The organism is Micromonospora sp. NPDC048986 (assembly GCF_040649335.1).
In the GTDB taxonomy this organism is placed as follows: Bacteria; Actinomycetota; Actinomycetes; order Mycobacteriales; family Micromonosporaceae; genus Micromonospora; species Micromonospora alfalfae.
Genome location: NZ_JBEZFJ010000003.1, coordinates 192,005 through 203,848, shown reverse-complemented (window position 1 = coordinate 203,848; position 11,844 = coordinate 192,005). Strand labels below are relative to the sequence as shown.

General features: G+C 71.1%; 15 protein-coding genes and 1 tRNA gene. 7 read left to right on the top strand and 9 right to left on the bottom strand.

Annotation, left to right across the window (positions count from 1 at the left end):
- Nucleotides 1-60 precede the first annotated feature (60 nt).
- Entirely contained in the window at nucleotides 61-963 is a 903-nt protein-coding gene (locus AB0B94_RS08820) for an LCP family protein (protein ID WP_357270351.1), read from the bottom strand.
- A 410-nt stretch (nucleotides 964-1,373) separates the two neighbouring features.
- Between AB0B94_RS08820 and AB0B94_RS08815 the strand changes: the two genes are divergently transcribed.
- From AB0B94_RS08815 to AB0B94_RS08805, 3 genes are all read left to right on the top strand, one after another.
- A complete protein-coding gene (locus AB0B94_RS08815; protein WP_357270348.1) occupies nucleotides 1,374-2,207 on the top strand; it encodes a class I SAM-dependent methyltransferase in 834 nt (277 codons plus the stop codon).
- Between the two features lie 4 nt (nucleotides 2,208-2,211).
- Nucleotides 2,212-3,030 carry an MOSC N-terminal beta barrel domain-containing protein gene (locus AB0B94_RS08810; protein ID WP_357270345.1) on the top strand — a complete coding sequence of 273 codons (819 nt, stop codon included), beginning with the start codon at nucleotides 2,212-2,214 and terminating at the stop codon, nucleotides 3,028-3,030.
- A 111-nt stretch (nucleotides 3,031-3,141) separates the two neighbouring features.
- Nucleotides 3,142-4,128: an expansin EXLX1 family cellulose-binding protein gene (locus tag AB0B94_RS08805; RefSeq protein ID WP_357270342.1), complete on the top strand. Its 987-nt coding sequence runs from the start codon at nucleotides 3,142-3,144 to the stop codon at nucleotides 4,126-4,128.
- A gap of 4 nt (nucleotides 4,129-4,132) precedes the next feature.
- Here AB0B94_RS08805 and AB0B94_RS08800 read toward each other — a convergent pair whose 3' ends face one another.
- The 4 genes from AB0B94_RS08800 to bcp form a co-directional block, all read right to left on the bottom strand.
- A complete protein-coding gene (locus tag AB0B94_RS08800; RefSeq protein WP_357270339.1) occupies nucleotides 4,133-4,660 on the bottom strand; it encodes a GNAT family N-acetyltransferase in 528 nt (175 codons plus the stop codon).
- A gap of 109 nt (nucleotides 4,661-4,769) precedes the next feature.
- Nucleotides 4,770-4,843, bottom strand: a tRNA-Leu gene (locus AB0B94_RS08795).
- On the bottom strand, nucleotides 4,834-5,430 hold the full coding sequence (locus tag AB0B94_RS08790) for an HNH endonuclease (RefSeq protein WP_357270336.1): 597 nt from the start codon (nucleotides 5,428-5,430) through the stop codon (nucleotides 4,834-4,836). Before AB0B94_RS08790 ends, AB0B94_RS08795 begins: the two co-directional genes overlap by 10 nt.
- A 30-nt stretch (nucleotides 5,431-5,460) precedes the next feature.
- Nucleotides 5,461-5,937 carry a thioredoxin-dependent thiol peroxidase gene (gene bcp, locus AB0B94_RS08785; RefSeq protein ID WP_357270333.1) on the bottom strand — a complete coding sequence of 159 codons (477 nt, stop codon included), beginning with the start codon at nucleotides 5,935-5,937 and terminating at the stop codon, nucleotides 5,461-5,463.
- A gap of 174 nt (nucleotides 5,938-6,111) precedes the next feature.
- Between bcp and AB0B94_RS08780 the strand changes: the two genes are divergently transcribed.
- The 4 genes from AB0B94_RS08780 to AB0B94_RS08765 are packed head-to-tail and all read left to right on the top strand — an operon-like array spanning nucleotide 6,112 to nucleotide 8,790.
- The gene (locus AB0B94_RS08780) at nucleotides 6,112-6,828 is read left to right on the top strand and encodes an energy-coupling factor ABC transporter permease (protein ID WP_112582195.1); all 717 of its coding nucleotides are present in this window, start codon (nucleotides 6,112-6,114) and stop codon (nucleotides 6,826-6,828) included.
- Entirely contained in the window at nucleotides 6,825-7,250 is a 426-nt protein-coding gene (locus AB0B94_RS08775; protein ID WP_357270330.1) for a PDGLE domain-containing protein, read from the top strand. The genes AB0B94_RS08780 and AB0B94_RS08775 overlap by 4 nt, the downstream gene beginning before the upstream one ends.
- A gap of 14 nt (nucleotides 7,251-7,264) precedes the next feature.
- Nucleotides 7,265-8,035, top strand: a complete 771-nt coding sequence (gene cbiQ / locus AB0B94_RS08770; RefSeq protein WP_238670920.1) for a cobalt ECF transporter T component CbiQ — start codon at nucleotides 7,265-7,267, stop codon at nucleotides 8,033-8,035.
- Nucleotides 8,032-8,790 (top strand): ABC transporter ATP-binding protein, encoded by a 759-nt coding sequence (locus AB0B94_RS08765; protein ID WP_357270327.1) that lies wholly within the window; start codon nucleotides 8,032-8,034, stop codon nucleotides 8,788-8,790. Before cbiQ ends, AB0B94_RS08765 begins: the two co-directional genes overlap by 4 nt.
- A gap of 88 nt (nucleotides 8,791-8,878) precedes the next feature.
- Here the strand turns inward: AB0B94_RS08765 and AB0B94_RS08760 are convergent, their stop codons facing one another.
- From AB0B94_RS08760 to AB0B94_RS08745, 4 genes are read right to left on the bottom strand one after another with little or no spacing between them, the layout of a single operon-like run.
- Nucleotides 8,879-9,961, bottom strand: coding sequence for a hypothetical protein (locus AB0B94_RS08760; RefSeq protein ID WP_357270324.1), 1,083 nt, complete (start codon nucleotides 9,959-9,961; stop codon nucleotides 8,879-8,881).
- Nucleotides 9,958-10,674 (bottom strand): thioredoxin domain-containing protein, encoded by a 717-nt coding sequence (locus AB0B94_RS08755; protein WP_238670923.1) that lies wholly within the window; start codon nucleotides 10,672-10,674, stop codon nucleotides 9,958-9,960. Before AB0B94_RS08755 ends, AB0B94_RS08760 begins: the two co-directional genes overlap by 4 nt.
- Nucleotides 10,667-11,191: a MauE/DoxX family redox-associated membrane protein gene (locus AB0B94_RS08750; protein WP_238670924.1), complete on the bottom strand. Its 525-nt coding sequence runs from the start codon at nucleotides 11,189-11,191 to the stop codon at nucleotides 10,667-10,669. Before AB0B94_RS08750 ends, AB0B94_RS08755 begins: the two co-directional genes overlap by 8 nt.
- A gap of 32 nt (nucleotides 11,192-11,223) precedes the next feature.
- The gene (locus AB0B94_RS08745; protein WP_357270320.1) at nucleotides 11,224-11,814 is read right to left on the bottom strand and encodes a sigma-70 family RNA polymerase sigma factor; all 591 of its coding nucleotides are present in this window, start codon (nucleotides 11,812-11,814) and stop codon (nucleotides 11,224-11,226) included.
- Nucleotides 11,815-11,844: the final 30 nt, after the last annotated feature.

Genomic DNA, 11,844 nt, shown 5'->3' with positions numbered 1-11,844 from the left:
GACCTGGCCGGTCCGTAATTCGAGACAAGGCGGCGGCCGGCAACAGCCACCGGCCGGGTGTTACTTGGCGCTGGCGAGAATCTCGGTGACGGAGTCACGGCGCACGGCATCGTAGAAGGTCTTTGCCTTCTCGGTGTTCGCGAAGACGACGCTCTCGCTGCCCACTCGGCCAGTGCCCTTCGTCGGGCTGGTGACGAAGGTGAGGTTACGGCCGCGAAGGCTCCGCAGGTCTGTCGCCATGCTGACGAGCGACATGTTCTCGTCCACCGACACGGCGCTCGAGGTCGCCTTGACGAAGGAGTTGAGCCGCCCGGGATTGGTGACGATGCCGCCGGACACGGCCTTGTCGAGGATGGCCTTGATGACCTGCTGCTGGTGACGGATGCGGGCGAAGTCGCCGTCGGCGAACTGTTTGCGCTGGCGGGAGTAGTCGAGGGCCGTCTCGCCGTCCATCCGCTGCATTCCCTGTTCGAACTTGCGGAACGGCGGGTGGATCGACGTGAACGACTTCTCCGCGTTGATGTCGACGCCGTCCAGGGCGTCGATGATTTCCTTGAAGCCAGCGAAGTCGATAATCATGACGTGGTCGATTCGCACCGTGGTGAACGATTCGACTGTTTGCACCATCAGCGGAATGCCACCCCAGGCGTACGCTGCGTTGATCTTCGCATCGCGGCCGCCGTGCCCGCCGTTCTTGGCCTTCGGCACGTTCACCCAGGTGTCCCGAGGGATCGAGACGAGCTGCGCGCTGGCCCGGTCCTTCGGGATGTGCGCGACGATGATGGTGTCGGTGCGCGAGCCACCCGTGCTCTCCGGGTCGCGGGAATCGCTCCCCAGGATCAGGATGTTCATCGCGCCGTTGGCCACCGCCTGCGGACGCCCCTCCTCGGGAACGTCGGCGAAGGCATCCACCCGGTCGACGTCCTTCTCGACCGAGCGGAGATAGAGGGCGCCACCGATCATGCTGCCGCCGCCCAGGATCGCCGCGACTACCAGGCAGATGACGAGGACGCGACGCCAGCGAGGGCCACGACGTCGCCGCTTGCCCCCGGCCGGGACATCCTCGTACGGATCGACAGCGTGTGGATCGACGAACTCGGTGTCGGCATCGGTGTACCGCTGAGCACCAGACATGCCGGCGATGCTACTGATTGCGCGTCGCTGTCGTGCACCCTCGTCCTTTCGGGTATCGCGTGCCTGCCGACCGGTGCGGCGAACCCGGCCCTGCGTTCGGACGGACTGCCGGTAACGCCGGCCCAGGAGCGCTCTGCGGGCCCTATTCTGCTGCCCCGGTGGGAGGACGGAAACAACGTGGTCACCGGCTTTCGCGATGACCCTCCCGCCGCCGCCCGAACCCTGCTACAACGGCACCCGTGGATCGAATCAAGCTCCGACGGGCTGTCGCGCGTACCCCACTCGCCCCGATTGCCGCCTTTCCCAAGCGGCTTCGCACTGTCGCGCGGCACGACGCCAAAGTGCTGCGCCGCTCGGCGCGCTGGCTGCTGACCTCCCGCGAGCACCACAACTACACGTACGACCTCACCTCGTTGAGTCGCAACCACCTCGCCTGGTTCGTCAGCGTGGTCTGCGACATCCCGATCAAGCAGGTACGGGCGTACCTCGGCGAGATCGAGTCGGACGACGGCCTGCGCCAGCACCTCCTCGCGGCGATCGCCGCCTCCGACCGGCGCGGCCTCGCCGACAAGGAGATCCGCTACGCCCGACGGATCGGTTGGTACGCCATCGTCCGTGCCACCCGCCCCACCCACGTCGTCGAGACCGGTGTCGACAAGGGACTCGGCAGCGTCGTCCTGGCGTCGGCCCTGCTGCGCAACGCCCAGGAGGGGCACCCGGGCCGGGTCACCTCACTGGACATCAACCCCGAGGCCGGTTACCTCGCCCGGGTCACGCCATGGTCGGAGGTCGTCGACCTGGTGATCGGCGACTCGATCGCCTCGATCGGCGCGCTGGACCGCCCCGTCGACCTGTTCCTGCACGACAGCGACCACAGCCGTGCCCACGAGAAGCGTGAGTTCGACGCCGTGGAGCCCAAGCTCGCCCCCGGCGCGATCCTGCTCACCGACAACGTCACCAGCACCAACGTGCTCGCCGAGCACGCCGAACGCACCGGCCGGCGGTTCCTCGCCTACCGGGAGACCCCAGCCAACCACTGGTACCCGGGCGACGGGATCGGCGTGGCATGGTAACCGGGTGCGGCTGACCTCGATCCACACGTACCCCGTCAAGGGTTGTCACCGGCTCGACCACGACGGCGCGTTCGTGCACCAGTGGGGCCTGGCCGGCGACCGGCGCTGGATGGTCGTGGACGCCGACGGCGTCGGCGTCACCCAGCGGGACACGACCCGGCTGGTCAACCTGCGCGCCGCCGTGCGCCCCGGGGGCCTGTCGCTGCGCGCCGACGGGCAACCCGACCTCGACGTGCCCGAGCCGGCCGGCGGCGAACCGGTAGCGGTCCGTACGTTCCGCAGCCGCACCTTCCCGGTCCCCGCGCTGCCGGCCGGCCAGGCGGCCGACGACTGGCTCGGCGCCCTGCTCGGCCGACCGGTCCGACTGGTCTGGCTGGCCCAGCCGACCCGCCACCTGGCCGCCGGGACCCGCGAACACGACACCGGTGAGCAGGTCAGTTTCGCCGACGCCTACCCGGTGCTGCTGGCGAACGCCACCTCCCTCGACGCCCTCAACGACTGGCTGGCCGAAGCGGGGGAGGAACCGGTGCCGATGACCCGGTTCCGACCCAACCTGGTCATCGACGGTGCGCCGGCCTGGGCCGAGGACGACTGGGTGGGCCGGCGGCTGCGCATCGGCGAGCGGTCGTTCCAGGCCGCCGGGCCGTGCGACCGCTGCGTGGTGACCACCACCGACCAGGAGACCGGGGTACGCACCAAGGAGCCGCTGCGCACCCTCGGGCGGCACCGCAACGTCAGGCAGAAACTCCTCTTCGGACTCAATCTGGTGCCGCTCGACAGCGGACCGCTGGCGGTGGACGCCCCGATCGTCATCGCGCCCTGACCGGGCCGCCGACCGGCAATCGGCACCCCACGGTCACCGTCCGTCGATGCTGTCTTAGCTTTGGCTTAGCCCGCTTGTCGGCACCCGATCGGGTCCGGCAGCATCGCCGTCGTGACGGACGGAAGCGCTGTCGACATCACCATCGACCTGGACCATCCTCCAGCGGACCGGCCCGCGCCGTCGTCCGGCGCGAAGCCCTGGCTGGTCGCCACCGGCGTCACCATCCTCGCGGCGACTCTCGGACTCACCCTCACCCTGCGCTCCGGCTCCACCCCGGCCTGCGCCGCCGGTCGGACGCTGGCCGCGCCGCCCACCGGCAACGCCACGCACACCGGCAAGGCCACCTTCTACGACTCCGAGGGTGCCGGCGGCAACTGCTCGAACCCGGCTGCCCCGGCCAACCGGCTCTACGTCGCGCTCGGTCCGACGGAATACTCCGCCGGTGCCGCCTGCGGCGGATTCCTCGACGTCGTCGGCCCCAAGGGCACCGTCCGGGTGCTCATCATGGACCAGTGCCCGGAGTGCGAGCCCGGCCACCTCGACCTGTCCCGCGAGGCGTTCGCCCGGATCGCCGACCCCGTCCAGGGCCTCGTTGCGGTCACCTACCGCGCGGTGGTCAACCCACCGCTGCCCGGACCGCTCACCTTCCGGATCAAGGAGGGCGCGTCGCAGTGGTGGTTCGCCGTCCGCGTCGGCAACCACGGCAACCCGCTGCGGTCCGTCGAGGTCCGGCAGCGTGACAGCGACCCGTGGCAGTCGGCCGCCCGGCAGGACTACAACTACTGGCTGATCGCCTCCGGCGCCGGGCCGGGCCCGTTCAACGTCCGGGTCACCGACGTGTACGGCAACCGGGTCACCGTCGGCGGCATCCGGATGGCGCCGGGCCAGGTGCAGAACAGCACGGTCCGGATGTACGCGCCCGGTGCCGGGGCCGCCCCGCGTCGCCCGTCCGCGTCGACCCGACCGCCGAGCAGCCGACCCTCCGTCACGCCGACGCCTACTCGTCGCTCGGTCGAGGTGGCGAGGACGAGCGCCCCGGCCACCGACGCGCCGACCACCAGCTCGGCCCGGGCCAACGCCCGATGGTGCGAGGGCTGACCGCTCAGTCGGCCACCCTCAGATCCAGCCACATCAGAATCTCGTCCCGGTCATCATCGGAGGCGACCCGCAACGCGCCCGGCAGCCGGCCGATCTCCCGGTACCCCAGGCGCCCGTAGAACTTGTCCAACCCCAGCCCGTCGCGCACCGTGACGTGCAGCGCCTCGTGGCCAAACGTCCTGCCCAGTCGGGCGGCCTCCAGCATCAGCGCCGAGCCGTAGCCGGCGCCCTGGGTGTCCGGGTGGACCATCACCCGCTTCAGCACACACCAGTGCGCAGTGAGCGGAAAACGGTTGTCACTGAAGATCAGCATCGCCGCCAGCCGATCCCCGGAGTAGCCGACCAGCAGCCGGTCCGGTCCGTCGGCGATGCCGGCGAAGGTCGGATCGGCGGTGACGAGCACGTCGGTGGCGGTGACCGGTGGCACGAAACCGACCGCCCCACCGGCGTTGCTGACGTCCACCCACAGGTCGACGATCTCGGCACGCAGTTGCGGGGTCAGGTCAGGATCGAGGACGAAGCGCAGACTCACGCTCGCCATCCTGACCCGACGACCAGGCCCATGGCCCGCGACAGTGACGCGCCCGACAACCGGTCCTGGCTCTGTCCGAGCCAGGAGCCGGCGTCACGCAATGCTGATGTAGGGCCGACGGGATTCGAACCCGCACTGGTGCGGACCTAAACCGCATGCCTCCTGCCGTTGGGCTACGGCCCCTTGAAGCTGTACTCCACCAGCGTCCACGGCCACTCAAACCGACGCGGCAGTCGCCTGCCTAACGGAAAGCCGGTCGGAGTAACCGCATTGGAATCGTAGACCACCTCGGGCTCGACGAGTGCAGGCCGTCGCTGGCCAGCGTAGGTGGAGGTTTGGCTGTGGCAATTGGGGCAGAGCAGGCGGAGGTTGCGTGGCCGGTTGTCGAGGAAATCGCCATTGATGTGGTCCACATGCAGGGTCAGACGGGCGCCTTGCCACGTTGACCCGATGCCGCACACCTCGCAGGTCTCGGGGAGACCAATTGTCGCCAAGGCGCGTTTGAGGCGGATGCCCGGAATCCGGCGAGATCCGTCTGGCAGTACTACCAGCAGCTCTGTAGGGGACATCCGCCGCCAACGCCGTCCCTTGTTGTGCGCGCTGCCGGTGAAGTGCGACGTGTCGATGCCGAACCTCTTGAGCTGTCGGCTGATGTGTGCGTGCGAGCCACCGCTGACGCGAACGCCGAGCAACCGCATCACCTCGGTGATGTTGTGTGCGGCGGCGGCAGCGCAGGCCAGCGCTTCGGGCGTGTATTTGTATCGAACCACTGACGGACCGTAGCGAACCGGTCCGACAGGTCAGTCCAGGCCGAGGTCGCGGCGGAGCTTGGCGACGTGCCCGGTGGCCTTGACGTTGTAGAGCGCCCGCTCGACCTTGCCGTCGGCGTCGATCACGAACGTCGAGCGGATCACGCCGGTGACGGTCTTGCCGTAGAGCTGCTTCTCGCCGTACGCGCCGTAGGCGGTCAGCACGGTCTTGTCCGGGTCCGACACCAGCGCGAAGGTGATGGCGTCGCGCTCGCGGAACTTCGCCAGCTTCTCCGGCTTGTCCGGGGAGATGCCGACGACCTCGTAGCCGGCGGCCTGGAGTGAGGCGAGCGAGTCGCGGAAGTCGCAGGCCTGCTTGGTGCAGCCGGGGGTCATCGCGGCCGGGTAGGCGTACAGGACGACCTTGCGACCTCGCAGGTCGGCGAGGGAGAGCTGGTCGCCGGTGTCGGTGGCGAGGGTGAACTCGGGCGCGGGGTCACCGGGGGAGAGGCGGTCGGGCGAGGTCATGGTCCCGACCCTACCGCCGTGGCGGCGGGCGCTGCCGTCGGCGGGACGCGTCGGCGGGCCTGACCTGGAGTGATCAAGCCCATGCGTTGTTGCCAGAGTCTGGCAACAACGACGGTTGGGAAATAGGCTGACCCACGCCGGCCCGGTCGGGCCCGCTGACGCGTGGGAGGTCGCGTGGAGACACTGGCGATGCACATCTCGAACGGGATCATCGACGGTCCCGTGGCAGCGATCTTCGCTGCGCTCGCTCTTGCCGCGCTCACCGCCTGCGTGCTGCGCGGCCGACGCGACCTGGACGACCGGCTGGCCCCGATGGCCGGCCTGGTGGCGGCGTTCATCTTCGCCGTCCAGATGCTCAACTTCCCGATCTTCACGGCCGGTGTCAGTGGTCACCTGCTCGGGGGCGCGCTCGCCGCCATGCTGGTCGGCCCGTGGGTCGGCGCGCTCTGCGTGGCAGTGGTGCTTGTCGTGCAGGCGCTGATCTTCGGCGATGGCGGCGTGGCGATGCTCGGCCTCAACATCACGAACATGGCCTTGCTCGGCACCGCCGCGGCGTACGCGCTGATCGCACTGCTGCTGCGGGTGCTGCCCCGCACGCGGGCCGGTCTGGCCGTGACCGCGTTCGTCGCCGCGACGCTCAGCGTGGTGGTGGCGTCGCAGGGCTTCGTCCTGGAGTACTGGCTGGGTGGCACCACCGACCTGGGTAACAACCTGGGTGGCCTGGCCGGCACGATGGCCGGCGTCCACCTGCTGATCGGCATCGGCGAGGGCCTGATCACCGCGACCACTGTGCTCACCGTCGCGAAGGTGCGCCCCGACCTGGTGTACGCGCTGCGATCCCTGCGCGCGCCCGCCGCCCCCGCCGTCCCGGTCGCCGGAGGTGTCCGATGAAGAACCGCTCCTGGGCCTTCCTGGCCGGCGGCCTGCTGGTCGCCCTGCTGCTCGCCGGCGTGGTGAGCAACTACGCCTCCTCGCACCCGGATGGGCTGGACTCGTCACTGCTCAAGGGCTGCACGGTCGACGCCGACGACAACATCGTCGGGGGTAGCTGCCCGGCCCAGCAGGCCCGTGACCACGAGTTGGCCGACAGTCCGCTCGCCGACTACGGCGTCCGGGGCGTGCGGAACAGCTTCGTCTCCACCGGCCTCTCCGGGGTGCTCGGGGTGCTGCTCACCTTCGCGATCGGGGCCGGCGGGTTCTGGCTGCTGCGGCGTCGAGGTGGCACCCCGACCGATGCTGACGCGGCGACGCCCACCGAGGGCGACCCCGTGACGTCCGGCGACGTCCGGCGTCGCGCCGACGCGGCCAGCTGAGCAGGGGTACGCGGATGGGGGCCGGTCACGGGCACGTGCTGTACCGCGAGTCGGACTCGCCGGTGCACCGGCTCCCGCCCGAGGTCAAGATCGTGGCGATGGTGGTCTTCACCCTTGCCGTGGTGGCCACCCCACGCGAGGCGTTCTGGGCCTTCGGCGCGTACGCCGTGCTGGTGGCGGCGGTGGCGGCGCTGGCCCGGGTGGGCCCACGGTGGTTGCTCAGCCGGGCGCTGATCGAGCTGCCGTTCGTGCTGTTCGCCGTGGCACTGCCGTTCCTCGGCAGCGGCGACCGGGTCGAGGTGCTGGGCCTGCGGTTGTCCGAGGACGGGCTGCACGGCGCGTGGAACATCCTGGCCAAGGGCACCCTGGGGGTGCTCGCCTCGCTGCTGCTCGCCGCCACCACCACCACCCGGGACCTGATCGTGGGACTGGACCGGCTGCACTGCCCGCAGGTGCTCACCCAGATCGCCACGTTCATGCTGCGCTACCTCGACGTGTTGGTCGGCGAGGCGCGGCGGATGCGGGTGGCCCGGATCTCCAGGGGCGACGACCCGCGCTTCCTGTGGCAGTTGCGCGGCTTCGCCGCCGGGGTCGGGGCGTTGTTCCTGCGCGCCTTCGAGCGTGGCGAGCGGGTCTATCTGGCGATGCTGTCCCGGGGCTACACCGGGCGGATGCCAGCCGTGTGGCAGGGCGAGGGTGCGGCGAGCGCTGGTCAGTGGCTGGTAGCGGCGACGGTGCCGGTGTTGGCGGCCTCCATCGCCGCCACCGCCGTCGTGCTGTCATGATCGGTGTCGTGCAGACCGCTGCCTCGCTGGACGTTCGGGGCGTTCGCTACGCGTACCCGGACGGGCACGTCGCCCTTCAGGGGGTCGACCTGAACGTGCCGCGTGGCGACCGGGTGGCGCTGCTCGGGCCCAACGGCGCCGGCAAGACCACCCTGGTGCTGCACCTCAACGGCATCCTCACCCCGACCGAGGGCAGCGTGAGCGTCGGCGGGCTGACTGTCACCCCGGATCGGGCCACCCTGGCCGAGGTGCGCCGCCGGGTGGGCATCGTCTTCCAGGACCCGGACGACCAGTTGTTCCTGCCCACGGTGGCCGAGGATGTGGCGTTCGGGCCGGCGAACCTGGGTCTGCGGGGGGCCGAGCTGGCCGCCCGGGTGGACGAGGCGCTCGCCGCGGTGGGGATGAGTGAGCATCGGGACCGGGCCCCGCAGCACCTGTCGTTCGGGCAGCGCCGCCGGGTGGCGGTGGCCACGGTGCTCGCCATGCACCCGGAGATCCTGGTGCTCGACGAGCCGTCGTCGAACCTGGACCCGGCGGCGCGTCGGGAACTCGCCGAGATCCTGCGCGGCCTGCCGGTGACCCTGCTGATGGTCACTCACGACCTGCCGTACGCGGCGGAGTTGTGCGAGCGTTCGGTGATCCTGGACGACGGCCGGATCGTCGCCGACGCCCCCACCCGCACCCTGCTCAACGACACCCCGCTGCTGGCGAAGCACCGCCTGGAACTCCCCTACGGCTTCACCCCAAACCCGTAACCCGCCCCCCGACCGGACCGCTATGGAACCAAACGGGCACCACAACTCCATGATCGATTAGGGCGGGCGCCTCGCCCTGCGCGTTCCGTCAGGGGGTTGGTACGGCGGGTGCGGTCGTGCGGGAGGTGGCGTGTAGGCGCAGGATGCCGGCGGCTGTCGCGCCGGCGCCGGTGATCAGGAAGAGCGCCACCATCACCCGGGCGGCCACCGGTGACCAGGGCACCGGGGCGATGGCGTTGGCGAACACGGCGGCGTTCGACGCTCCGGCGAAGAGCGCCAGGCAGGCTCCGGCCAGCGCGGTCACGAAGTCGGCGGCCGGGCGGCGGCTCAGCGCGTACCAACCGGCGGCGATCGCGCCGAGGCCGGTGAGCAGGGACCAGATCTGCCCGGAGAGCAGCCCGACCAGCACGCCGCCCACGCCCTGGGCGCCAGCGTCCAACTCCCGTCCCACCGGGTACCCGACGGCCAGCACGCCGCCGACGATCAGCAACACGCCGAGCGCGGACAGCGCGCGTGCGCCGGCCGGGGCGGTGGCGGCGAACAGGCCCAGCGCGCCCACCGCGAGCAGCCCCACGATGGTCACGGCCCACCAGGTGTACGCGTCCGGCGGCGGCACCCAGTCCAGCGTGCCGCCGATGGCCACCGGGTCGGTGCCGTCGCGCAGGGGGATGGTCCAGTCCCGGACCCGGTGCTCGCGGTCTGGTGCGGCGCGTACCGCGGCCGGTGGTGCCGACTCCTGCCACAGCGCGCGCTGGTCGTGCCAGCGCGCGGTGGTGCCGTCGTCGATCCGTTTCCAGGAGGGTGCGGCGGCCGGGTCTGCCTCGGCCGGGAGCGCGGTGTCCCCGGCGATGGTGCGGTTCAGGTACGTGGCGGGGGAGTGGCTGTTCTCGAAGACCCCGTCCGGGCCGACGCGTAGGTACGGCTCACCGGAGTAGCCGATGACCTCGATGGCACGGCCGGTGCGGTTGGTCAGTTCCAGTCGGGCGCCCGCCTCGATGACGCGTACCTCAAGCCCTGGCCGCGCCGGTGCGACCCCTGTGGTCCGGGTGCGGTAGTCGGTGCCGTCCGGTGCGTCCGCGCCGTGCGCGGCGGCGGGCGCCGCGCTGATCACCGTCACCAGGCCGGCTGCGGCGGCGATCAGGCCGGCGCGGCTCAGCAGGGTACGAATCACTTGCCGGCCGCCGCCACTGCTGCGGTGAGAGCGTCCGGGGTGGGGTTCTCGACCTGTTGACCGTTGACCTTCACGGTCGGGGTGCCGGTGACGTTGCTCCGGCTGGCGTCGTCGGTGACGTGTTCGGTCCAGGTCCGGTACGTCTCGTCCTTCACGCAGCCGCCGAAGGAGCCCCGGTCGAGGCCCACGCTGGTGCCGATGTCGATGAGCTGGTCGTCGGTGAGCCCGGCGCTGCCCTCCGGCGGCTGCTGGGCGAAGAGCGCCTTGGCGTACTCGTGGTACTTGCCGTCCGCCGCCGCGCAGCCGGAGGCGGCCGAGGAGCGGGTGGAGTACTGGGTGGTGGAGAAACGGTTGAGGTACGCGACCGGGTGGTAGACCACTGTCGCCTTGTTCTCGGCCACCAACTGTTCGAGCGTCGAGCCGCTGGTCTGTTCGAACTGCTTGCAGGCCGGGCAGAGGAAGTCCTCGTAGACGTCGACAGTGACGGGCCCGCCGCCGGTGACGATGCCGGTGCCGTCCGCGTTGGCGCCGGGTGGCGTGGTGAAGCTGTCGGAACGCTGGTTGGACCAGACGACCCACCCGACGACGCCGGCGATGACCAGGACGACTACTGCGGCGGCGGAGACCCAGATCGTGCGGCGGCGGCGCCGCTCGCGGGCCAACTGCTCGCGGACCACCCGGGCGGCGTCCCGCTGCCCCTTGCGACTACTCATCCTCGTCCTCCACAACGGGTTCGCCGGACAGCCACCCGTCCACCGATACCGGCGTACGCGGCCAGATCAGCAGAAATCCGGCCAGCACCAAGAATCCCAGGTCCCGGAGGATCTCCGGGAGGTAACTGGGTGCTTGCCCCGCCGCCAACTGCCCGCCGCTGCCGAAGCAGCCGCAGTCGATGGCCAGCCCACGCGTCCAGGCCGAGGCGATCCCCGCGATGAAGACCACCAGCAGCGCGGCGGACACCCCGGCGACGAGCCTGGTGGCCAGCCCGAGCAGCAGCAGCACACCCAACGCCAGCTCGACGAAGGGCAGGGCCGCGCCAATCACCGTCGCCACGTCGTACGGCATCACCTGGTACGCGTTGACCGCCCGCCCGGAGGCGGCGAGATCGCTGACCTTCGACGCGCCGGCGACCAACCAGACGGCGGCGAGGCCGAGCCGGGCCGCGATGCCGAGCCACGGGCGGACCAGTGGCCAACGGCCGCCCCGGGTGGAAGGTGCTGTCACGCTCATTTGTCGTCCCGTCCGCGCCGGAAGTTCCGCGTTCAGCCGGTCAGGGCGTCGCCGACCGCCTCGACCAGGTCGTCCCGGGCCCGGGCGACCCGGGAACGGATGGTGCCGACGGGCACCCCTTCGACGGCGGCGGCCTCGGCGTACGACAGGCCGAGCAGTTGGGTCAGCACGAACGCGGAGCGGCGGTCGGGGCCGAGGCGGCGGACCAGGTCGGCGGCGCCGAGCTGACCGGCCGGGTCCGGGTGCGGTCGGTCGGTGTACGCGTTCGCCGCCAGGCGCTCGTCGAGGCGCCGACGCCTGACGACAGTGCGCAGGTGGTCGGCGCAGGCCCGGCGGGCGATGCCGAGCAGCCAGGTGCGGACGCTGGAGCGACCCTCGAAGGCGGGGAGGGCACGGAACGCCCGAAGGTAGGTCTCCTGGGTCAGGTCGTCGGCGCTGTCCGGGTCGACCAGGGCGGCGGCGAACCGCCAGACGTCGGCCTGGGTCAGCCGGACGAACGCCGCCTGGGCGGTGGGGTCACCGTCGCGGGCGGTCAGCGCCCACCCGGTTGCCGGGTCCCGGGCGACCTCGTCGACCGGTTCTGCCGGACCGGCGGCACCGGGGTCACGCGGGACAGGGATCACGACACATCAGGTTACGCGGCAGCCGGCGGC

What these genes read in the sequence shown, in the direction of transcription:
- AB0B94_RS08765 (WP_357270327.1), top strand. Translation starts at nt 8,032, where the DNA reads ATGATCGGTGTCGTGCAGACCGCTGCCTCGCTGGACGTTCGGGGCGTT.
- cbiQ (WP_238670920.1), top strand. Translation starts at nt 7,265, where the DNA reads ATGGGGGCCGGTCACGGGCACGTGCTGTACCGCGAGTCGGACTCGCCG.
- AB0B94_RS08775 (WP_357270330.1), top strand. Translation starts at nt 6,825, where the DNA reads ATGAAGAACCGCTCCTGGGCCTTCCTGGCCGGCGGCCTGCTGGTCGCC.
- AB0B94_RS08750 (WP_238670924.1), bottom strand. Translation starts at nt 11,191, where the DNA reads ATGAGCGTGACAGCACCTTCCACCCGGGGCGGCCGTTGGCCACTGGTC.
- AB0B94_RS08820 (WP_357270351.1), bottom strand. Translation starts at nt 963, where the DNA reads ATGATCGGTGGCGCCCTCTATCTCCGCTCGGTCGAGAAGGACGTCGAC.
- bcp (WP_357270333.1), bottom strand. Translation starts at nt 5,937, where the DNA reads ATGACCTCGCCCGACCGCCTCTCCCCCGGTGACCCCGCGCCCGAGTTC.
- AB0B94_RS08755 (WP_238670923.1), bottom strand. Translation starts at nt 10,674, where the DNA reads ATGAGTAGTCGCAAGGGGCAGCGGGACGCCGCCCGGGTGGTCCGCGAG.